The 19,482-nt window shown below is 64.4% G+C and carries 19 protein-coding genes; 10 read left to right on the top strand and 9 right to left on the bottom strand.

Annotated features, from left to right (window positions below; genetic code table 11):
- Positions 1-109 precede the first annotated feature (109 nt).
- The 3 genes from DV733_RS16750 to DV733_RS17780 all read left to right on the top strand — a co-directional run bounded on the left by DV733_RS16750 (position 110) and on the right by DV733_RS17780 (position 3,503).
- A complete protein-coding gene (locus DV733_RS16750; protein WP_049993111.1) occupies positions 110-1,174 on the top strand; it encodes a hypothetical protein in 1,065 nt (354 codons plus the stop codon).
- Positions 1,175-1,280: 106 nt separating this feature from the next.
- Positions 1,281-3,284: a hypothetical protein gene (locus DV733_RS16745; protein WP_049993110.1), complete on the top strand. Its 2,004-nt coding sequence runs from the start codon at positions 1,281-1,283 to the stop codon at positions 3,282-3,284.
- Positions 3,285-3,368: 84 nt separating this feature from the next.
- A complete protein-coding gene (locus DV733_RS17780; protein WP_257217570.1) occupies positions 3,369-3,503 on the top strand; it encodes a hypothetical protein in 135 nt (44 codons plus the stop codon).
- Positions 3,504-3,546: 43 nt separating this feature from the next.
- Here the strand turns inward: DV733_RS17780 and DV733_RS16740 are convergent, their stop codons facing one another.
- The gene (locus DV733_RS16740; RefSeq protein WP_218960984.1) at positions 3,547-4,371 is read right to left on the bottom strand and encodes a hypothetical protein; all 825 of its coding nucleotides are present in this window, start codon (positions 4,369-4,371) and stop codon (positions 3,547-3,549) included.
- Between the two features lie 33 nt (positions 4,372-4,404).
- On the opposite strand from DV733_RS16740, the gene DV733_RS16735 reads away from it, so the two are divergent.
- Complete coding sequence (locus tag DV733_RS16735) at positions 4,405-5,115, top strand: metal-dependent hydrolase (RefSeq protein ID WP_049993108.1); 711 nt, start codon at positions 4,405-4,407, stop codon at positions 5,113-5,115.
- Between the two features lie 67 nt (positions 5,116-5,182).
- The gene (locus DV733_RS16730; RefSeq protein ID WP_049993107.1) at positions 5,183-6,238 is read left to right on the top strand and encodes a hypothetical protein; all 1,056 of its coding nucleotides are present in this window, start codon (positions 5,183-5,185) and stop codon (positions 6,236-6,238) included.
- 6 nt (positions 6,239-6,244) lie between these two features.
- Here the strand turns inward: DV733_RS16730 and DV733_RS16725 are convergent, their stop codons facing one another.
- Positions 6,245-7,132, bottom strand: a complete 888-nt coding sequence (locus tag DV733_RS16725; RefSeq protein ID WP_049993106.1) for an NAD(P)-dependent oxidoreductase — start codon at positions 7,130-7,132, stop codon at positions 6,245-6,247.
- Between the two features lie 74 nt (positions 7,133-7,206).
- Here DV733_RS16725 and DV733_RS16720 point away from each other — a divergent pair, with 74 nt between their 5' ends.
- Positions 7,207-7,668, top strand: coding sequence for a DUF5799 family protein (locus DV733_RS16720; protein WP_049993105.1), 462 nt, complete (start codon positions 7,207-7,209; stop codon positions 7,666-7,668).
- Here DV733_RS16720 and DV733_RS17425 read toward each other — a convergent pair whose 3' ends face one another.
- The 5 genes from DV733_RS17425 to ptsH1 all read right to left on the bottom strand — a co-directional run bounded on the left by DV733_RS17425 (position 7,669) and on the right by ptsH1 (position 11,380).
- Entirely contained in the window at positions 7,669-7,818 is a 150-nt protein-coding gene (locus DV733_RS17425) for a DUF7557 family protein (protein WP_170178717.1), read from the bottom strand. It lies immediately after the preceding gene.
- A gap of 56 nt (positions 7,819-7,874) precedes the next feature.
- Entirely contained in the window at positions 7,875-8,870 is a 996-nt protein-coding gene (gene fba / locus DV733_RS16715; RefSeq protein ID WP_049993104.1) for a class II fructose-bisphosphate aldolase, read from the bottom strand.
- A 67-nt stretch (positions 8,871-8,937) separates the two neighbouring features.
- A complete protein-coding gene (locus DV733_RS16710; RefSeq protein ID WP_049993103.1) occupies positions 8,938-9,360 on the bottom strand; it encodes a DUF2391 family protein in 423 nt (140 codons plus the stop codon).
- 60 nt (positions 9,361-9,420) lie between these two features.
- The gene (ptsP, locus tag DV733_RS16705) at positions 9,421-11,115 is read right to left on the bottom strand and encodes a phosphoenolpyruvate--protein phosphotransferase (protein ID WP_049993102.1); all 1,695 of its coding nucleotides are present in this window, start codon (positions 11,113-11,115) and stop codon (positions 9,421-9,423) included.
- Positions 11,108-11,380 carry a phosphocarrier protein HPr gene (gene ptsH1 / locus DV733_RS16700; protein ID WP_049994282.1) on the bottom strand — a complete coding sequence of 91 codons (273 nt, stop codon included), beginning with the start codon at positions 11,378-11,380 and terminating at the stop codon, positions 11,108-11,110. Before ptsH1 ends, ptsP begins: the two co-directional genes overlap by 8 nt.
- A 193-nt stretch (positions 11,381-11,573) precedes the next feature.
- Here ptsH1 and DV733_RS16695 point away from each other — a divergent pair, with 193 nt between their 5' ends.
- Both DV733_RS16695 and ligA read left to right on the top strand, forming a co-directional pair.
- The gene (locus tag DV733_RS16695) at positions 11,574-12,449 is read left to right on the top strand and encodes a universal stress protein (protein WP_237560477.1); all 876 of its coding nucleotides are present in this window, start codon (positions 11,574-11,576) and stop codon (positions 12,447-12,449) included.
- A gap of 61 nt (positions 12,450-12,510) precedes the next feature.
- Positions 12,511-14,664 (top strand): NAD-dependent DNA ligase LigA, encoded by a 2,154-nt coding sequence (ligA, locus tag DV733_RS16690; RefSeq protein WP_049993100.1) that lies wholly within the window; start codon positions 12,511-12,513, stop codon positions 14,662-14,664.
- Positions 14,665-14,811: 147 nt separating this feature from the next.
- Here the strand turns inward: ligA and DV733_RS16685 are convergent, their stop codons facing one another.
- On the bottom strand, positions 14,812-15,324 hold the full coding sequence (locus DV733_RS16685; protein ID WP_049994281.1) for a CinA family protein: 513 nt from the start codon (positions 15,322-15,324) through the stop codon (positions 14,812-14,814).
- A gap of 216 nt (positions 15,325-15,540) precedes the next feature.
- Positions 15,541-15,972: a universal stress protein gene (locus DV733_RS16680; RefSeq protein ID WP_049993099.1), complete on the bottom strand. Its 432-nt coding sequence runs from the start codon at positions 15,970-15,972 to the stop codon at positions 15,541-15,543.
- A 94-nt stretch (positions 15,973-16,066) separates the two neighbouring features.
- Here DV733_RS16680 and DV733_RS16675 point away from each other — a divergent pair, with 94 nt between their 5' ends.
- Entirely contained in the window at positions 16,067-16,390 is a 324-nt protein-coding gene (locus DV733_RS16675) for a response regulator (protein WP_049993098.1), read from the top strand.
- A gap of 204 nt (positions 16,391-16,594) precedes the next feature.
- Positions 16,595-19,477 (top strand): GAF domain-containing protein, encoded by a 2,883-nt coding sequence (locus tag DV733_RS16670; RefSeq protein ID WP_049993097.1) that lies wholly within the window; start codon positions 16,595-16,597, stop codon positions 19,475-19,477.
- The last annotated feature ends 5 nt before the right edge of the window (positions 19,478-19,482 follow it).

The following is a 19,482-nucleotide window of genomic DNA, read 5'->3' as shown; positions in this document are numbered from 1 at the left end:
TCAATGACGACTGGAATCCAATCCGGCGGCTCCAGCCCGGTCGAATCACATCAGGTATATTACTTTTTGCGTGCAGTTATATACTTCGGGGGGACAATCAGGCGAGCGTATGAGCGACGACGACACGGACGACGATGCGGACGATCAGTCGACCGACGGGCCGGTTCCGATCGGCGTCAAACTGGGGAGTACGCGGACGGTCATCGCATACCCCGACGAAGACGGGGAGATGGAAGTCATCCGGACGCTGACGTGTCTGGCGACCTACGAGGACGCTCTGACGGGCGAGGAGCGCGTCCTCTACGGTGAGGAGGCCGCCAGGGAGTACCCAGACCGCGTCGAGTTCATGCTGCGGTCCGGGCTTCCCGAGGACGACGATCGGGCCGAACTCACGTCGACGTTCTTCGAGGAGGTCATCGACGCCAACGACATCCCGACCGACAGCGCGGTCGTCTACGCGATTCCGACGATAGACAACGAGAAAGGGCTGGCAAATCTCGAAAGCGTCATCGGAGACAGTTCCATCGGCGAGGAGTTAGTCCAGAGCTATCCCGAGTCGCTGTGTGGCTCGATCCCAGCCTTCGGCGACGATCTGGAGGCGATCAACGAGATCTTCCTGGCTGTGAACATGGGCTCGACCAACCTCGAAGCCTCGGCGTACCGGCGGGGTGAGCAACTCGCTCCGTTCACCACTGGCGCAGTCACTGGCAACGAGGTCGATCGTGTCATCGCGAACTACGTCGAAGAGGAGACGCAGGGCCGGGTCAACATCGACGTCCAGACTGCTCGCGAGTACAAGGAAGAGCACGCCGACTTCGAAGATTACGAGCCCTTTACCGACATCATCCAGCAGCCCGGCGGCGGCGCCCACGAGTTCACGATCGAGCGCAGCGTCATGGACGCGGTCGACGAGTACGTCGACGACGCCGTCGAGGAGTTCTGTAACACGTTCCTCCCGGAACTGGCCAACGACTACATGAAAGTGTACAAACTGGCACTGGAGAAACCGGTCGTCCTCACCGGCGGGATGGCCTGCGTCCCCGGTATCGTCGACGAGTTCGCCGAACGCGCCAGCGAGGAGTTGAACCGCGACATCGAAGCGACGACCTCCGACCAACCCGACCTCGCCGCGACACTCGGTGCCCAGCGAATCGCCTCCCACCTCATCGAGTAGCGCTCTGTCCGTCACGATTCGGGGTATTTTTTTAACTCGAATAATCATATCAAAATTATTACTGTGGTATTAAAGAACCCCGATAACGTACATCTGAGTATCATCGATGAAACCTGGCGGGGACCAATGGCAAGTCGACGACGAACTCCTGACAGAGACGGGTCGCGGCGGACTGTTCACTGACGGGTATCTGGAAGGTGCGCCGCTGATTTCGTATCTGGATCAGGAAGAGACGCCACTGTTTGTATTCGGAAGCGGCAAGCGCGGTCTCACACGCGAGCGATCGGGCGACACCGAGCGTATCGTCCCCGGATCGGGGTATCGAGCGATCACAGCCATCACCGACCGACGCGTCCAGTTCGTCGTCGGCGGTGGCCGTGAGGACGGCGACTGGGACGAAAGCGTCCGTCTGTCGGATGTCGATCGGGTCTCGGTCGACAGCGGGTTGATCCGCGAGCAACTGACGATCGACGCCAACGATGGGTCGACGTATCACGTCTATCTCAAAGATGTCGACACCGACCGTGTCGTCTCGTTTCTCGAGACAGTATCGTGGGCGTGGATCAAAGTCGAGGAACTCCTCGACGACGCTCGGAAACACCTCGTCGACGCATCCCAGGGGGAGAAGTCTCGCGACTACGACGCGGCAAAAGAGGCGGTCGCTCGTGCTCGTCGGACTCTCGACGAGGCCGACGGGGCCACCGACGACCTCTCGTCGGAAGCCAGTTCGGGCATCCACGACAGGATCGACCAGGTCGAACGGCGGTATCGTGAAACCAAACGGCGCGTTCACGCTTCCAGGGCGACACATCTGGTCGACGAAGCCGAGCGACACTGGCGTGACGACCAGTTCGAACGCGCATACGATCAGTTCAGTGCTGCCCGCGAAGAGTACACGACAATCCTGGATATCTACGGTCTCGACCCCGACAAGGCCGACGCGATGCGCGAGCGGATCGCCCACGTCGACGGCAATCTGGATCACCTCTCGAAAGCCCCGCTCAGACGTGCGAACGAAGCCTGTTCTCGAGCGCGGGACGCTTCGACGACAGCCGAAGCACTCGAGCACTGGGGAGACGCCCTCGAACTGTACCGACGGGTGATCGAACTCGACTGGGGTCACGAACAGAAGCGATTCGATGGCGATGTTGACCTCGTTCGCGATCGTGTCGTCGGCGTCGTCGAGGAGATACTGGCTGCCAGACGTGAACTCACGGACGATCGGGTCGACGACGCCGAACAGTTGCTCGAACACGACGACTACTCCGGGGCCCGGTCTGCCTACGCCGAGGCGATGGACAACCTCGAAGCGGCGACCGACCTCGCTAGTGAGTTCGACCCCGACGCCGTCCCGGAACTGCAGGAACGCCTGGAGACGTTGGAAGAACGGATTCGTGGGGCGACGACCACCGTCTCCGAGGCGACCGCGGACCCGACTGAGTCAGGTGACGTGGCTCGTGAGGACCCCTCCACCTCCCAGGCGGGAACCGAGACGGACGACTCGTCGACGGACTACGACGACTTCGACAACTGGGTGACGCTGGCCGAGGAGGACCACACCGATCACCAATCTGAGCCGACTGGACTCGATCCGATCGACGCAGAGGAAGACCGCTCGTTCGACGATAGCGTCGGGCCTGACGTCGACCGCTCACCGCAGGGGGAAGCCCCACGTAACGAGGACTCACTTCGGGACGCGGTCGTCGAGGATTCGGATCCTGACGCCACTGTAGTCGATGCAATAGAGACACTCGACGCGTCGGAACTGTCGGAGCTCGTCGACGCCGTCTGGTCGACACTCGGCTGGTCAACCGCACGGATCGAGGGGGCGCCGGGCGTCAGGGCGAGCCGCGAAGCCCCGATGGCCGAGGAACTCGTCCTCGGAGTCGTCACGGAGGGGACGACGACCGAAGCCGATGTCGAGGGTCTCGTCGACCGACGTAATTCTGCCGGGGCCGATCGAGCCGTGCTCGTGGCGAACGTGACCGTCGCCCCGAGTGCCGCCCGTCGGGCGATCGCGACCGACGTCGAACTGATCGATGCCGAGTCGCTCGCCGGTATCGTCGAACGCGAGTCGCTCACTGACTACCTGCCGGACGCGACCGTCTGAAATTCCGACGCGGCTGTGGTGATGAGAACTCGGCCGTATCAACAGGAAAAATTATTACTGTTAAGTGTATATTAGGGACCTGTAATGCCGAAGTGTCCACAGTGTGGTCGGCGGATGAGCTACAACGACGAGACGACGAAACTCACAGAGTACGTCTGCTCGAACTGCCACCGCGTGGAGATCGAGTACAAAGAGACGGACGTCACGCACGCGGCCTGATCACGTCGGCTGATTCTCGGCGAGTCGAGTATCCTTACAGTAGCTACGCCCCTTGGAGTGCCCTGGCGACGGCACTCCGAAACGCCTTCGAGTCCGGGTCGATTCCGGCGATCGAGAGTTCTGCTCGGTGTTCGCGCGCGAGTCGATCCCGGAGCCGATCCACAGTTTCGCCAGCCTCGAAGGCGGAGCGATGATCGTCGGTCACCAGCGCTCGGGCGGCGGCCTCGGCGTCCGCAAACGACGCCGTTGGTTCGGACGGCAGATCGGGATTGTCGAGTCGGCCCCGCCAGCCGTGTTTGTCAGCGAGTCGGACGCCCGCTACGGTCGTGTCGGCCCATCGAGACTCGGGAAACGAGTAGCGATCGGGCGAGACAGCGTCTGCTCTGACTTCGCGTTCGAGCGCCGGGGCGGGAGTCAGCCCGAGCCGCTCGAAGATCGCGTTCGCGGCGTCCGGCGTGAGCAGCCCGTCTCGTGTGGTCGAGAGGACGTCGTACCCGACGAAGTCCGGAAGCGCTTCCCAGTCGTACTCGATTCGGTGCTGGCAGGTCGCGATCCCGTAGAAGGTGACGGCCGAGACGTCGGCGACTGCCTGGCGCAAGGCGCCCCTGTCGAACCCAGACTGGACGGCGTCGATGGCCGGACTGATGGCTGGCGGAGCCGATCTCGGATCGAGCCGACGGTTCTCGTCACCGAAGACGAGCCGACCGTCATCCTGAAGCATGAACCGCAGCGGAACCCCTTCGACGCGTTCGAGGATCCAGAGATGTCCCTCTCCCATCGATTCGCCGTCGTCGAGGTTCGCGACCGCGGGAAACGCCTCCATCGAGTAGACTGTCGCGTCGCGATCCCTTAGGTTGGGTGGTAGCATTAAGTGATCGTGCCCTGTACATTCGGCCGTACTATGGAACTCACCTGGCACGGACACTCGACGTGGCTCGTCTCGGTCGGATCGACTGACTTGCTCATCGATCCGTTCTTCGACAACCCGATGACAGACACCGATCCTGAAGAACTCGATCCGGACTACGTCCTGTTGACGCACGGCCACGCCGACCACATCGGCGATTGCGATCGCTTCCGCGGGACGACTACGGTCGGTACACCGGAGGTCGTCAGCTACGTCGAAGACACCTACGGTGTCAAGGATACGATGGGGTTCAACCTCGGCGGTACGGTCGAACTGGGCGATGCCTACGTGACGATGCACCGGGCAGACCACACCAACGGCATGGACACCGACTACGGCGCGACTGGCGGGATGCCCGCTGGATACATCATCTCGGATACCAAGCCCACACAGGTCTCAGACGCCGACTCGACTACGTTCTACCACGCCGGTGACACCGGACTGATGTCCGAGATGCGCGACGTCATCGCCCCGTATCTCGAACCCGACGCTGCGGCAGTGCCCTGTGGAGACCACTTCACAATGGGGCCGATGCAGGCCGCCATCGCCGTCGACTGGCTCGACGTCGATCACGCCTTCCCGATGCACTACGACTCGTTCCCACCGATCGAGATCGACACCGACGACTTCGTCAAAGAGGTCACAGCCACCGGCAGCGACGCCGAGGTCCACGTCCTCGACGGCGACGAGACGTTCGAACTCTGAACCGGGTTCTCCTCACCCGGGGACTCTCACGACTGTTTTTATCCTCTGGGCACGACGGTTCTGCGTGATGGACGGCCAGCCAGTGACCCGCATGCAAGCCGCGATCGGCCTCGTGAGCGTCGTCGTTCTGGTGGCCGTCGTCGCTCTGTTCGTCGGGACACCGTGGGTCGACACCTCGGCAGCGGCCGACGACCGTGTCGTGGTCGAGTCCGTTTCTGGCGACGCGACCGTCACGATCAGGTACACGGACGGGAGTGGTAGTTCGCAGACGGTCGTGGCCGACACGGACCCGGGCCTGTCCAGCGCGGTCGACGGCTGGGCGATCGTCGAGCGCTCGGCGCTCCCGTCGCCGCTGCAGGCGGTATCGAGAACGCCTGGGTCCAGTGTCGTCGGGTTCGGCGAGTGGGCACTCGTCGGCGCGAGTACGAACGCGACAGTCTCGATCGGCGAGGCGACGCTGACCGTCGTCGCTCCGGCCGGTCGGAACGTCGATCCGACCCGGAAGGCCGGCTTCTTGAGACAGTTCGTCGACCCCTACGCGCTGGATCCCGACACGCCCGAGCGGGTCGTGCTCGTCGCCGCACCCCGCGGACTGAGCCACGAGGGCGCCATGTACGGCGACGACCGGGGGTACGTGACGATCGAGGCGTTCTGGGACGGCGACGTCGGGAGCGTCTGGATCCACGAGTACCTCCACGCCCGGCAGAACTTCCGTCTCGACCCCGAGATGACGTGGTTCCGCGAGGCAAGCGCGGAGTACCTGAGCTACCGGATCATGGAAGAGCAGTACGGCGAGGTCTCGGAAACTGACCTGCAGGCGCGCCTGGAGGCCTTCCCGGCACACGAGGGGGTCGCGCTCGCGAATCAGACGACGTGGCGCGGGACGAGCGCGAACTACCACGTCGGCGCTCGTCTGCTCGGGGCTGTCGACGCGGAGATCAGGGCCGACACCGGCGGTCAGGACACACTGATAGACGTCTTCCGGGCGATGAATCGGCTGGACAGACCGATCACTGTCGAGACGTTTGTCGACCTCGTCGAGCAGCGTACTGGAGACGACGAGTCCTGGATCGCGGCGTCGATCAGCGGCGATCGTACGGTCGAGTCGAGGGGGCCTTCCTGAGACGGCCTACTCGCCGACTGTCACGCCAGCGACCGACTCCAGGTACTTCAGCACCGCCGTCATGTCTTCGTTGCCGTGGCCCATCGCGCTCGCGGCCGAGAACGACTCGCGAGCGGCCGCAGTCTGGGGCAGCGTCAGCCCCACGTCGTTGGCGACTTCGTTGGCATACCGGAGATCCTTGAACTGCAGATCGACCGGGAAGCGCGGTTCGAAGTCACGTGCTGCGATCAACTCGCCTTTGATCCGGAACAGCGGCGAGTCGACCGCGCCGGCCTCGACGACCTGCTGCATCGCGTCGAGATTCAGGTCCTGGGCCGCACCGAAGGTCAGCGCTTCGGCGTAGGCGCTCATCATGTCCCCCAGCAGGAGGTTGACGAACAGCTTCATGCGCGCGCCGTCGCCCACGCCACCGCAGCGGACGACCGGTTCGCCCATCGCTTCGAGAATCGCCTCGACGTCGTCGAGGACGTCGTCTTCACCGCCAGCCAGGACAGTCAGCGTCCCCTCTTCGGCGGGACCGACCGTCCCCGAGACGGGAGCGTCGACGAATCGTGAGTTCTGCGCGCGAACGGTTTCGGCCGCCGCCAGCGTGGCGTCGGGCGTGACCGTACTCATCTGGATCACGGTATTGGAGCCGTTGATACCCGTCAGCAGGCCGTCCGGGCCGTCGAGTACGGCTGCGAGTGCCTCGTCGTCGGTGACCATCGTGATCACGACGTCGGCCTGCTGGCCCAGTTCGCGCGGCGACTCGGCGACCTCGATGCCGGCGTCGGCGAACGGTTCGGTCGGGCCGTCGCTGCGGTTGTAGACGAGCAGTTCGTAGCCCGCGTCGTCGAGATTCCACGCCATCGGCGCTCCCATCGCGCCCAGTCCGACGAATCCGATCGTTTGCATACGGTGGGCACTTGGAGGCGGGTGTACTTGAGCGTCGGGAAACGCTGATTGGGCGGCGGGTCGAAGCCCCCGGTATGAGTGACAGCGACTGGACGGACATGCTCGCCGCCGAACGGATGCGTGTCGACCGGAAGTTCGAGGACCAACTCGAGGCCTCGTCGTTCTCCCGACAGCAGTGGGGGCTGGTGATGACGGCCGCCGATTTCGAGATCGACGGTCCAGAGAACCCGAAAGAGGCGACACTGCGAGCGGATACGAGCAAGCTATCGAGCGTGATGTCCGAGATCAAGAACCTCGACAAGCGCGGTGGCGGCATGGCCAGTCCGTCGGGCGGTGGCAGAGCTGGCGGCAGCGGCAGCGGGGGCGGCGGTATACTGGGCAAGATCGCGGGCCTGTTCGGCGGCGGTGGCGGAGGCGGTGGCGCACTCCAGCATGAAGCCGAAGAACTGGCAGCGGAGTACACCGAGAAACTGCAGTCCCACCTCGAAAAACGCGGTCGCTGGGAGACGATCTGCGAGCAGGCTGCCGGAGAGTAATCAGTACTCGTCGCCGCCGTGGAACAGCGTCAGCTCTTCGGCCTGGTAGATGTTGATCAACTCGGTGACGATCTCGTCGTAGCTCTCGTCTTCGACGCGGAGGCCGTCGAGACGCTCGATCGTCTCCTCGTCGAGGTCGACTGTGGGCATATCTAGACGAACAGTCCGAGAAACAATAAATCCGCGGCTGCGGTGTTTCGAGTCGTTTACTTCGGGAACATCGAGTTGCCGGCGCTGCCGGACAGTTCCGCGAGACCGGCGTGAACGTCGGCGATGCGCTCGCGGACGAGCCGACCGCCGACGCGCGGATCGAAGTGATCCTTGTTCGGCGACCAGTCGACGTCGTTGTAGAAGGTGTCTTTCTGGTCCTCGACGCCCTCCGGCGGGACGAGTTCGTCCTTGTGGTCGAGGTAGTGGTCGAACAGGGTGCGCGTGTACTCGTACTGGTAGCGCGTGTCCTTGTTCATCTTGCAGATGCCACGGTGCATGAAGTCCTCGACCTGCGGGGGCTGCAGACCCGACGAGCCGTGGAGCACCAGCGGGATCTCGAGACCGTGATCGGCCAGCGTCTGGCTAATCTCGCTGGCGAGGTCGGGTTTGAGTTCGAGGTCTTTGCCCTTCGCGACGCCGTGCTGGGTCCCGACGGAGATAGCGAGCAGGTCACAGCCCGTGCGCTCGACGAACTCGACGGCGTCCTCGGGGTCGGTGTAGAAGGCTTCCTCGGCGACGATCTCGTCTTCGACGCCCTTGATCCGGCCGAGTTCGGCCTCGACGAGGATGTCCGCGTCGGCCTCGTCGATCTTGTCGACGACTGCTTTGGACTGGCGGATGTTCTCCTCGAAGTCCTCGTGGGAGGCGTCGATCATGATCGAGGAGGGGATCTCCGTCTCGATCTGCATGTCGATGAAGTCCATGTCCGTCTGGTGGTCCATGTTGAGGAACACGCCGATGTCGTACTGCTCGGCGATGACGTCGATGTAGTTCCCCATCGCGCGCAAGCCGGCCTCGGGGTCGCCGTTGCCCGCGAAACTACATGCACCAGCGCTCATCTGGATGAGCAGATCGGAGTTTACCTGCGAAGCACCCTCCATCAGCCCCATCATCACGTCCGCTTCGGCGATGTTGCTGGCCACCAGCCCGAAGTCCTCCTCCAGAGCCTTGTCGTACACCTGACTGAGTTCACTTCCGCCGTAGAACGGCATTCGTTGTCACCGTATGAGCGTTTACTCGCCTCCGTAATAATGGATGCGGAATACCCGTCGGGAGACCTCAGAAAAGACTGTCAGTGGTCACCGCCCCCACGACGCTGAAGATAGCCGCGACGCTGACAGTGCGCGCCGTGACAGCCAGTCTGCCCGCGGGGTCCAGATCGGCGAGGAAGACCGACGGCGCGGTAATCGCGAACGCCAGCAGGGTGACCGACCCGAACGCGACGATCAGTAGCGAGATGAACCGCACCGGGACACCGAGTATCGCAGCTTCCCTCCGGGGGTCGCGGTCGTTATCGGCTCCGTAGAGGCCACCGTAGCCGATAGCCATGATGACAGCTACGAGGAACAGACTGTGGAAGACGGTCATGTTCCGGGCCAGTTGCCACACCTCGCCGGTCACGACGAAGGGTCCGGACAGCAGGAACCCCCCGACGATCTGCTGTGCTGTGTCCGCCAGTTTGTGTCGCTGTCGCTCTTGCATATACTGTTAGTGTCGGTTCTCGCAGATATCGTTTCGGCCGGGGGCGCCCGCGACGAGGCGCTATGTGTCCTCTGACAGCGCCGCTCTCACTTCGTCTTTCGTCGCTGCTCGGAGTGCCGTCTCGGCCAGTGTTCTCGCGTCGGCCGTCGAGACGTCAACGACGTTCGCTTTGACGTCGGGGATCGTGACCGCGCTCATGCTCAGTTCGTCGAGACCGAGGCCGATCAGCAACTCCGTCAGGTCTGGATCGCCGGCCATCTCGCCGCACATCCCGATCCAGATGTCGCCGTCGTGGGCGGCTTCGACGGCCCGATCGATCGCCCGGAGGACGGCCGGATCGCTGGGATCGTGGAGATCCGCGACGTGTTCGTTCTGCCGGGAGGCGGCCATCACGTACTGTGCGAGGTCGTTGGTCCCGATGCTGAAGAAGTCTAGCCGCTCGGCCAGCGCGTCGCCGACGAACACCGCCGCCGGCGTCTCGATCATCACGCCCAGTTCTGGCATCGCGTAGTCGACACCCTCGGATTCGAGATCCCCGGCGACGTCCTCGACGACGTCGAGGGCTTGCTCGACCTCCCCGACTGTGGCCACGAGCGGGAACATCACCGCGAGGTCGCCGTCGCCGACCGCGCCGGCGCGCAACAGAGCCCGGATCTGTGTCTCGAACAGCTCGGCGTCGGGGCCGAGCGACCGGCGAATCCCGCGCATCCCGAGGAAGGGATTGTCCTCTTCGTCGGCCTCGATGTAGGGGATCGGCTTGTCGCCGCCGACGTCCAGCGTTCGGACGACGACCCGCCCCTCCGGGAAGGCGTCGAGTGCCTCGACGTACGTGTCGACCTGCTCGTCCTCGTCCGGTGGCGCTTCCCGGTCGAGAAAGAGAAACTCCGTCCGGAAGAGGCCGATCGCGTCCGCGCCCTGGGCGACCGCACCTTCGAGTTCGGCCAGCGTCCCGACGTTCGCCGCAACCTCGATCTCTTTTCCGTCGGCCGTCTCGACGCGATCGGACCGAATCTCGACGTCGCGACGCTCGCTCGCTCGTTCGCGGGTCTCCGCGCTCGGATCGACGATCACGTCGCCGGCCTCGCCGTCGACGACGACGGTCTCGTCGGCCTCGACGCCCAGCAGGTCGTCGCCGACGCCGACGACGGCCGGAATCCCGATCGACCGCGCGAAGATCGCTGCATGAGACGTTCGGCCGCCCTCGGCGGTTGCGAATCCGGCGACAGTCTCGGGGTCGAGCTGTGCGGTATCGCTCGGGGTGAGCATCTCAGCCAGCAGGACCGTCCCCTCCGGCAGCGCCGAGAGATCGATCCGTTCGGCGTCAGCGAGAATTCGGACCAACCGGTCGCGGATGTCCCGCAGGTCGTCGGTGCGCTCGGCCATCCGGCCGCCTGCGGCCGCCAGCTGTTCGATTCCCTGCTGGAATCCCTCGCGCGTGGCGTGCTCGGCCGGCAGCCCCTCGTCGATCGACTCCTCGACTGCGTCGGTGATCTGCGGATCGTTCAGAAACTGGAGATGCGCGTCGAAGATTTCCGCCTCGCTCTCGCCGACCTTCTCGGCGGTGCGCTCGCGCTCGGTTTGCAGTTCCTCGCGGGCGGTGGCGACGGCGTTCTCGAAGCGCGCTTGTTCGGCCGCGGTGTCGACATCTTCGGGTGCGTGCGGTTCGTCGAGTTCGACGTCCTGGTCGTACCAGACGACGGTGCCGACGCCCGACAGTGGCGTCACGCCGGTCCCCGAGAGCGTGCGTTCACTCATCGTACTCAGATTCCGGTGTCGTGAGCACTTTTTCGAGCGCGTCCAGTGCCGCCTCGGCGTCGTCGCCGTCGGCGATCAATCTGACTTCCTCCCCGTGTTCGACGCCGAGGCTGGAGACGCCGAGCATGCTCCGGGCGTTTACTGGCTCTTCATCCTCGGTTGCGATCTGTAACTCGGCCTCGAACTGGTTTGCTGTCTCGACGAACTTCGAAGCCGGCCGGGCGTGGAGTCCAGCTTCGGGGACGATCGTGACTGTTCGCTCCATCATGTGAGAACCTTAGTCAGGACGCTCGATACTTCTTTCGGCGATTCCTGGCGCTTCGGAGTCGTCCGTCTCGCGGCTGGCCCTGGCTGTACGGCCCGGCCAGGTTCGTCGCTTTCGAGCGCTGGGCGAGCATGCCGATGGATCGCACGGATAGACCCGACCATTATCAACGTTGCAGCTGATTGTCTAGATGATGTACGAGACGATACTCGTTCCCGTCGACGGGAGCGACCCGTCCGTAGCCGCCGCCGAGGAGGCCATCGAGATCGCACGGCGTTTCGACGCACACCTGTCGCTAGTGACCGCGATCGAGGTTCCGGAACCCCCCGATTCCGAGGTCGTGACCGGGTCAGACCGTCGGTCGCTCGACGAGGAGACTGCCCGTGCGATCGAGTGGCTCGAAACCCACGCCGCCGACGCCGGCGTCGCCCACGAGACCCTCGTGGAGCGAGGGCTTCCCCACGACGTCATCTCCGCCGCCGTCGCCGACCTGCGTGCGGATCTGGTGGCGATGGGGACACACGGCCGAACTGGCGTCGAGCGCGTCCTGCTGGGGAGCGTGACCGAGCGGTTCCTCCGAACGTCGACCGTGCCCGTTCTGACGGCACATCAGCGCGACGAAGTCGGGCGCTTCGACGACGTGCTGGTCCCCACAGACGGGAGCAGCTGCGCCGAGCGGGCGGTCGACCACGCGCTGGCGATCGCGGACCGCTGTGACGCGACCCTCCACGCCCTCTCGGCCGTGGACGTGCAGGCGATGGCCTCGGGGCTGGACATGGGCGCGGGGCTGCCGGACGTGATCGAGACGCTGACCGACCAACGCGAGGACGCCGTCGCCGCCGTCCGCGATCGTGCAGCAACCCACGGTATCGACTGCGAGACGGCGGTCTTCGAGGGCGCACCGGTCCAGGCCATCAGCGAGTACGTCACGAAGCACGGGATCGACCTCGTGACGATGGGGACTCACGGCCACAGCGGCCTCGAACGACTGCTCCTGGGTAGCGTCGCCGAGCGGACCATCCGCACGAGCGAGGTCCCCGTGCTCGCGGTTCCGCCCGAGAGCGAGTGACGGACCGGCCCCGGCGGGCTAGCCCGACCGATTTTTACCCTCGACGGGCCAGCCTTTTGGCATGGCCGGGACCGACGCATCCGCAGGAGAGAGCCACGTCAGCGACGACAATCCGTACGTCTCCGAGCCGGAGACGGACTTTCGTCCGGTCGCGGACCTCTCGGAAGGCGAGGCCGAGCAGCAGGCCGACTATCTACGGGAGGCGATCCGATTTCACGACTATCGCTACTACGTCCGCAACGACCCAGTGATCGCCGACCGGACATACGACGCGCTGTTCGCCCGCCTCGAAGACCTCGAAGACGAATTCGACATCCAAACTGCGGACTCGCCGACCCGGCGCGTCGGTGGCGAGCCACTCGACGAACTCGGGACTGTCGAGCACGTCGTCCCGCTGCTGTCGATCGACTCCAGCGGCGAGGCCGATGACGTTCGCGCCTTCGCCGATCGCGTCGACCGAACCGTCGGCGACGCGGTCGAGTACGTCTGCGAGCCGAAGTTCGACGGTCTCTCCGTCGAGGTGATCTACGTCGACGGCGTCTACCAGCGCGCGGCGACCCGCGGTGACGGCCAGACCGGTGAGGACGTCACCGAGAACGTCCGGACCATCGGCTCGGTCCCGCAGCGACTCCGCGGAGACTATCCCGACTATCTCGCAGTCCGGGGCGAGGTATACATTCCCAGGCCCGCGTTCCACCAGTACAACCGCGAACGAGTCGAGCGCGGCGAAGACCCCTTCGCCAACCCCCGCAACGCCGCCGCTGGGACGCTCCGCCAACTCGATCCGAGCGTGACGGCAGAGCGGCCGCTTGACTGTTTCTTTTACGACGTGCTCGCCGCCGGCGCTAACGAGTCGGTGGTCGAGGACGCTACTGCCTCCAGCGGTGCGATCGACTTCGCGGGACTCGATACGCACTGGGACGAACACGAGACGCTGCCGGAGTGGGGACTGAAAGTCAACGACTCGTGCCGGCTCGTCGACTCGATCGAGGAAGCCATCGACTATCGCGACGACCTGCTCGACCAGCGCGACGACCTGGACTACGAGATCGACGGCGTCGTCCTCAAAGTCAACGACCGCGAGCAGTGTGGGACGCTCGGGACCACCTCGCGATACTACCGCTGGGCCTACGCCTACAAGTTCCCGCCCCGGACCGAGCAGACGACGATCTCGGACATCGTCGTCCAGGTCGGCCGCACGGGCCGTCTCACGCCTGTCGCGCTGCTCGATCCCGTCGACGTCGGCGGTGTCACCATCTCGCGAGCGAGTCTGCACAACCAGGCCGAGATCGAGTCGATGGGCGTCGACGTCGGCGACGAGGTCCGCGTCGAGCGCGCGGGCGACGTCATCCCGTACGTCGACGAGGTCGTCGAGTCCCACTCCGAGGACTACTTCCGACTCCCCGAGGAGTGTCCGGTCTGTGGCAGCCCGGTCGAGCGTGAGGGGCCGCTGCACTTCTGTATCGGCGGACTGAGCTGTCCAGCACAGCTGAAGCGGGCCGTCGAGCACTACGCCAGCGACGCCGGACTGGAGATCGAGGGTATCGGCGAACAGGCCGCCGACACCCTCGTCGAGGAAGGGCTCGTCGAGCACGGCGTCGCGGACCTGTACGATCTCACGGTCGAGGACCTCGCGAGTCTCGAGGGGTGGGGCGCGAAGAGCGCTCGCAAGGTGATCGACCAGCTCCACGCCTCGAAATCGCCCGAACTGGCCACGTTCCTCTCGGCGATCGGCATTCCCGAGGTGGGATCGACGATGGCTCGAACTCTCGCCCGGCATTTCGGGTCGCTCGACGCAGTGATGGACGCCTCCGAAGACGAGCTACAGGCGGTCGGGGACGTCGGCCCGATCGTCGCCGGCCACATCCACGAGTTCTTCGAGAGCGAGCGCAATCGAGAGGTGATCGAGCGGCTTCGCGAGCGCGGGGTCGAACCGCAGGCTGCCGAGGAGGAAGGCAGCGAGGAACTCGCCGACCTCACGGTCGTCGTCACGGGGAGTATCGATGGGTGGACGCGCGACGAGATTGAAGACCTGATCGAGCGCCACGGCGGGTCGCTCACGGGCAGCGTCTCCGGCAACACGGACTATCTGGTCGTCGGGTCGAACCCGGGGACGACCAAGCGCGAGGACGCCGACGACGAGGGCGTCCCACAGATTGATCCCGAGGCGTTTTTCGAGGTCCTCGAAGACCGCGGCGTGGACGTCGAGAGGTGAAGTACGTCGGCTGGGAGTGGCCGAAATCGGCGAGCGTCGGCGTCGCCCTCATCCCGGTGTCGTCGAGGCTGTCGACGAGGAACCGCTCCGTCTGATCGACAGCCTGCTGGACGTCCTACCGAACTGCCATCGTACCCGTCTACCGAGTTACGCCGTCGCCATCGCGTGGAGGTCTTCGAGCGCTTGCCGTGCTGCTTTCTCCTTGACTGCGCTGCGCTCTCCCTCGAAGTCGTATCGCTGAACCGTGGCCGACGGGTGATCTTCGCTGTCCGCGTGTGCCCGGGCGACGCCGACGAAGACGACTCCGACCGGATCTCCGCGGTCGTTGGTGGTCGGGCCGGCGATCCCGGTCGTCGAGAGTCCCCAGGTCGTGTCGGCCACCTCGAGAACGCCCCGGGCCATCTGCTCGGCGACGGTCTCGTTGACGGCTCCGATCTCTTCGAGCACGTGCTGCTGGACCGAGAGTTCCTCGTGTTTGGCCTCGTGGGTGTAGGCGACCAGCGATCGATCGAAAAAGTCACTCGACCCCGGGACTGCCGTCACGAGCGCCCCGACGAGTCCGCCGGTGAGCGACTCGGCGATCGCCAGCGTCTCGCCGGCCTCGGTGAGCGTCTGTGCGACCTGTCTCTGGACCGGGGGCTCGCCCTCGAACTGGTGCACTGTCAGCACCTCCACCGAGAGCAGACGCGGGCCGCCGGATCGGGCGGCTGTGCTGTCACTTCGCGCATCGTATCTTTGAGCGGGTCGCCCAGGACCGTAGCAATTGGGGTCGTCACGTCGTTCGGCCTGCGTCCTTCTGAAGGGGCGACCAACGATCCGCTGTTGGCCGCTCTCTTCGAACCGATACGAGCGTTGAACGAGATAATTAGGGTGCGCTCACTCCGAGACGGGGATACAGAGCACTGGTACGTCGCTCTGTCGGAGCGTACGCTCGGTCGTACTGCCAAGCAGGTGGCGTTTCAACCCTGAGCGCGCGTGGGTGTCCATGACGACCAGATCCGCACCGATCGCCTCGGCACACGCGACGATCTCGCTCGCCGGCCGACCGACGCGGGTCGCCCTGGACACCGGTACGTCCCGCTCTTCGGCGAGGTCTTCGAGCGTCGTGGCCGGGTGGTCGGTGTCTTCGAGGAAGGCCTCTTTGACCTCCTCGGCCGAGAGTTTCGTCGAGACTGGTGTCGCTCGCGGATCGGCGACGAACAGCCCGACGACTTCCCCGCCGTGAATCGCGGCGATGTCGACCGCTCGCCGCTCGGCGGCGTCGTCCTCGGCGCGGCGTTTCGTCGGCACCAGAATCGTCTCGAACATACCCGAGAGCAATATCCCGCAGGCCAATAAAACGCCGCCCACGACCGTCGTGAGTTTCGATTGACCAGAACGTATCAAATTTCCATCCCTCGAGATGTACGACCGGTGGCTCACGAGCGTCCAGGAGGTGACGGCCCGGACAGCCACCGACGGCGACGAAGCGCTCGACCGACTCGACGACTCCACCGTCGTCGCAATCCTCGATCGACGGATGCCCGAGACCAGCGGCGATGAAGTCGCTCGGGTGAGCGCGTCGACCTACCCAGACTGTCTCGTCGTGATCGCCAGTGCGCTCCAGCAGGACGACAACCTCGACGCGAACACGTACGACTATTACCTCACGAAACCAGTGAGCCGTGACGAACTCCTCGAAACGATCGACGCGATAGCGAGTACCTCGCTCCCGATCAGTCCGTGATCGAGAGCCTCGTCAGGTCGCTGTCGTTGGGGTGACCACGAGTTTTATAACATCTGCAACACAAGAATTCTACAATTTCCGGCATGGGAGTTGCTGAAATCGAAATCGATCGGAATCCGTCGATTCGCCGCGGTGGGCGTCCCAGTGAGACAGCTGTCGAACCGAGCGATCGGCCTGTTGGTGCTATCGACTCGACGCGCCACAATGACTAACGTACATGCGACAGCGACTGAGGTACTCGAACGGATCGACGACGCCTTCTTCGCGCTCGACGAACAGTGGCGGTTCACCTATCTCAACGAACAGGCCGAAGACCTGCTGAACGTCGACCGCCAACACGTCCTCGGCGAGAACGTCTGGGAAGCGTTCGAACCTGCCGCTGGGACGACCTTTCAGGAGGAATACGAGCGGGCGATGGAGACACAGGAACCGGTCTCCTTCGAGGAGTATTACGCGCCGCTTTCGATCTGGGTGGAGGTCACCGCCTACCCCTCGGAGACGGGGCTGTCGGTGTACTTCCGTGACGTAACCGACCGTGTCGAGCGCGAACGCGACCTCGAACAGTACGAACGGATCTTCGAGACGATGGACGACGGTGTCTACGCCGTCGACGAAGACGGGACGTTCACACTCGTCAACGACGCGTACACGGAGCTGCTCGGCTACGATCGCGGGCAACTCCTCGGCTCGCACGTCTCGACGGTCGTCGATACAGACACTGCACAACAGGCGGCCGAACTCGAAGCCGAACTGCGCGCGGGGACGCGCGAAACGGCTACCCTCGAAGCGACGATCGAGCGCAACGACGGCACCGAGATCGACGCCGAGGCGACGTTCTCGATGCTTCCGGATGGCGACCGGGTCGGCGTCGTCCGGGACATCTCAGAGCGCAAGCAGTTCGAGCGACGGCTGGTTGAGTTGCACGAGATCAGTCGGAACCTTGTTCGGGCCGAATCGAGCGAGGAGGTCGTCGACATCGCGACAGACGCCCTGCGAGAGGTATTGGACGCTCCAGCCTCGCTGTATTTCGGGTACGACGAAGCTCGTGACGTGCTCGGGCCGCCAGTAGTCGACGACCCGTCCGATATCCTCGACGTCGAGTTCTACGCGGTCACACCAGGCGAGGGCAGCGTCACCGGCCTGGTCTTCGAAACCCGAGAGGCCCGCTACTTCCCGGACGTCCGAGACGTGCCCCAGTACGAACAACCGTCCGAGCGATCCCCGGTCAAGTCGGCGGTGGCCGCTCCGGTCGGGGATGGGGGCGTCCTCGGGGCCGTCGCTGCCGACCGCGCGGCCTTCGACGACCAGATGCGACAGCTCGTCGAGGTCATCGCGACGAACGTCGCGGCCGCACTCGACCGCGTCGAAGACGAACAGCGACTCCGCAAGCGGATCGTCCAGCAGGAGGGTGTCACGGAGTTCGGCAAACTCGTGCTGACCAACCACGACATCGATCAGTTGATGGCCGACGCGGCTCGGCTCGTCGCCGAGACGCTCGACACCGACTACTGCAAGGTGCTCGACCTCGATGAGGCGGGCGAGCAACTGTTGCTGCGCCAGGGTGTCGGCTGGGACGAAGATGTGGTCGGCTCGGGGACCGTCTCGGCCATCGACGACGGTTCCCAGGCCGCGCATACGCTGGCGAGCGACGAACCGATCGTCGTCTCCGATCTCGACGCCGAGACGCGATTCAGCGGCCCGGATCTCCTGCGAGACCACGACGTGACCAGCGGCGTGTCGACGATCGTCGGCCCCGTCGACGATCCCTGGGGGATCCTCGGCGCGCACGACACTGACGAGAAGGTTTTCAGCGAATACGACGTCAACTTCGTTCAGTCGGTGGCGAACATCCTCGCGGCAGCTATCGAACGCCACCAGGACGAAGTCGAACTTCGCGACCGCCGCGACAGACTGGCCGCACTCAACGACATCAACTCGCTGGTCCACAGCCTCGCCGAGTCGATGTTCGGCCTCTCCTCGAAAGACGAGATTCAGCAGTTGGTCTGTGATCGGCTGGCAGCTTCGGACTCCTTCGAGTTCGCCTGGGTCGGCAGTGTTGACGGCGGTGACGTCGTCGTCGACGCAGAAGCCGGTGTCGAGGACTATCTCGACGATCTGGACCTCGCTATCGACGACTCCACAGGCGACCCAGGACCGACGGCCGTCGCCCACGAGACGGGCGACATGCAGGTCGTTCAGGACGTCACGACCGATCCGCGCTACGAACACTGGCGCGAGCACGCCGAGACCCACGGCTATCGCGCCTCGGCGTCGATCCCGATCGCCGACGGCGAGATACACGGGACGCTCAACGTCTACTCCGGTCGCGTCAGTGCCTTCGACGACGAGGAGCGCGACGCCCTCAGACGGTTGGGTTCGATTCTCGCGTACGCCCTCTCCTCCGTCGAGCGCGACCGCGAACTCCAGCGCGAGCGCAATCGGCTGGAGTTCATGAATCGGCTACTCAGGCACAACATGCTCAACAGCCTCAACGTCGTCAATGCGCGGCTGGACCTGCTCGACGGTCGAGTCGACTACGAGGTTCACGACGACCTGGCGGTCGCGACTGATCGCACCCAGGAGATGATCGACTTCGTCCAGACGGTGCGGAAGGTGACGAACGTGATCGGTCGGGGCGGTGAGCAGGAACTCGAACCGCGACCGCTCGACGACGTCCTCGAATCACGCGTCGTGGGTGCCCAGCGAACCTATTCCGACGCCGAGTATCATCTCGAATCACTTCCCTCGGTCGACGTCGCCGCCGACGAGCTGCTGGGTGAGCTGTTGGACAACATTCTGCTCAATGCCGTCCAGCACAATCCAGATCCGAATCCACAGATATGGATCGACGCGACCGTCGGCGACACCTGCGTCGAAGTGACGGTCGCAGACAACGGCCCCGGAATTCCGGACGATCAAAAAGCGGCGGCCTTCGACCGGAATTCCAGGGATTTCCACGACCCCGGATCCGGGTTCGGGCTCTACCTCGTGAGCGAAATCATGTCGTCATACGGCGGCGATATCACCGTCGAAGACAACGACCGCGGTGGCGCGACCTTCCGCCTGACGTTCGAGCGACCGGACTGACTGAC

Source organism: Halapricum salinum (assembly GCF_004799665.1).
GTDB lineage: Archaea > Halobacteriota > Halobacteria > Halobacteriales > Haloarculaceae > Halapricum > Halapricum salinum.
This window is presented reverse-complemented; position numbering and strand designations above follow the sequence as displayed.

Coding starts and splice junctions, on each gene's coding strand:
- DV733_RS16725 (WP_049993106.1), bottom strand. CDS start 7,132: ATGCAAACGATCGGATTCGTCGGACTGGGCGCGATGGGAGCGCCGATG.
- DV733_RS16710 (WP_049993103.1), bottom strand. CDS start 9,360: ATGCAAGAGCGACAGCGACACAAACTGGCGGACACAGCACAGCAGATC.
- ligA (WP_049993100.1), top strand. CDS start 12,511: ATGGCCGGGACCGACGCATCCGCAGGAGAGAGCCACGTCAGCGACGAC.
- DV733_RS16670 (WP_049993097.1), top strand. CDS start 16,595: ATGACTAACGTACATGCGACAGCGACTGAGGTACTCGAACGGATCGAC.
- DV733_RS17780 (WP_257217570.1), top strand. CDS start 3,369: ATGCCGAAGTGTCCACAGTGTGGTCGGCGGATGAGCTACAACGACGAG.
- DV733_RS16745 (WP_049993110.1), top strand. CDS start 1,281: ATGAAACCTGGCGGGGACCAATGGCAAGTCGACGACGAACTCCTGACA.
- fba (WP_049993104.1), bottom strand. CDS start 8,870: ATGCCGTTCTACGGCGGAAGTGAACTCAGTCAGGTGTACGACAAGGCT.
- DV733_RS16740 (WP_218960984.1), bottom strand. CDS start 4,371: ATGCTACCACCCAACCTAAGGGATCGCGACGCGACAGTCTACTCGATG.
- DV733_RS16735 (WP_049993108.1), top strand. CDS start 4,405: ATGGAACTCACCTGGCACGGACACTCGACGTGGCTCGTCTCGGTCGGA.
- DV733_RS16730 (WP_049993107.1), top strand. CDS start 5,183: ATGGACGGCCAGCCAGTGACCCGCATGCAAGCCGCGATCGGCCTCGTG.
- DV733_RS16720 (WP_049993105.1), top strand. CDS start 7,207: ATGAGTGACAGCGACTGGACGGACATGCTCGCCGCCGAACGGATGCGT.
- ptsP (WP_049993102.1), bottom strand. CDS start 11,115: ATGAGTGAACGCACGCTCTCGGGGACCGGCGTGACGCCACTGTCGGGC.
- DV733_RS16750 (WP_049993111.1), top strand. CDS start 110: ATGAGCGACGACGACACGGACGACGATGCGGACGATCAGTCGACCGAC.
- DV733_RS17425 (WP_170178717.1), bottom strand. CDS start 7,818: ATGCCCACAGTCGACCTCGACGAGGAGACGATCGAGCGTCTCGACGGC.
- DV733_RS16695 (WP_237560477.1), top strand. CDS start 11,574: ATGTACGAGACGATACTCGTTCCCGTCGACGGGAGCGACCCGTCCGTA.
- DV733_RS16675 (WP_049993098.1), top strand. CDS start 16,067: ATGTACGACCGGTGGCTCACGAGCGTCCAGGAGGTGACGGCCCGGACA.
- DV733_RS16680 (WP_049993099.1), bottom strand. CDS start 15,972: ATGTTCGAGACGATTCTGGTGCCGACGAAACGCCGCGCCGAGGACGAC.
- ptsH1 (WP_049994282.1), bottom strand. CDS start 11,380: ATGGAGCGAACAGTCACGATCGTCCCCGAAGCTGGACTCCACGCCCGG.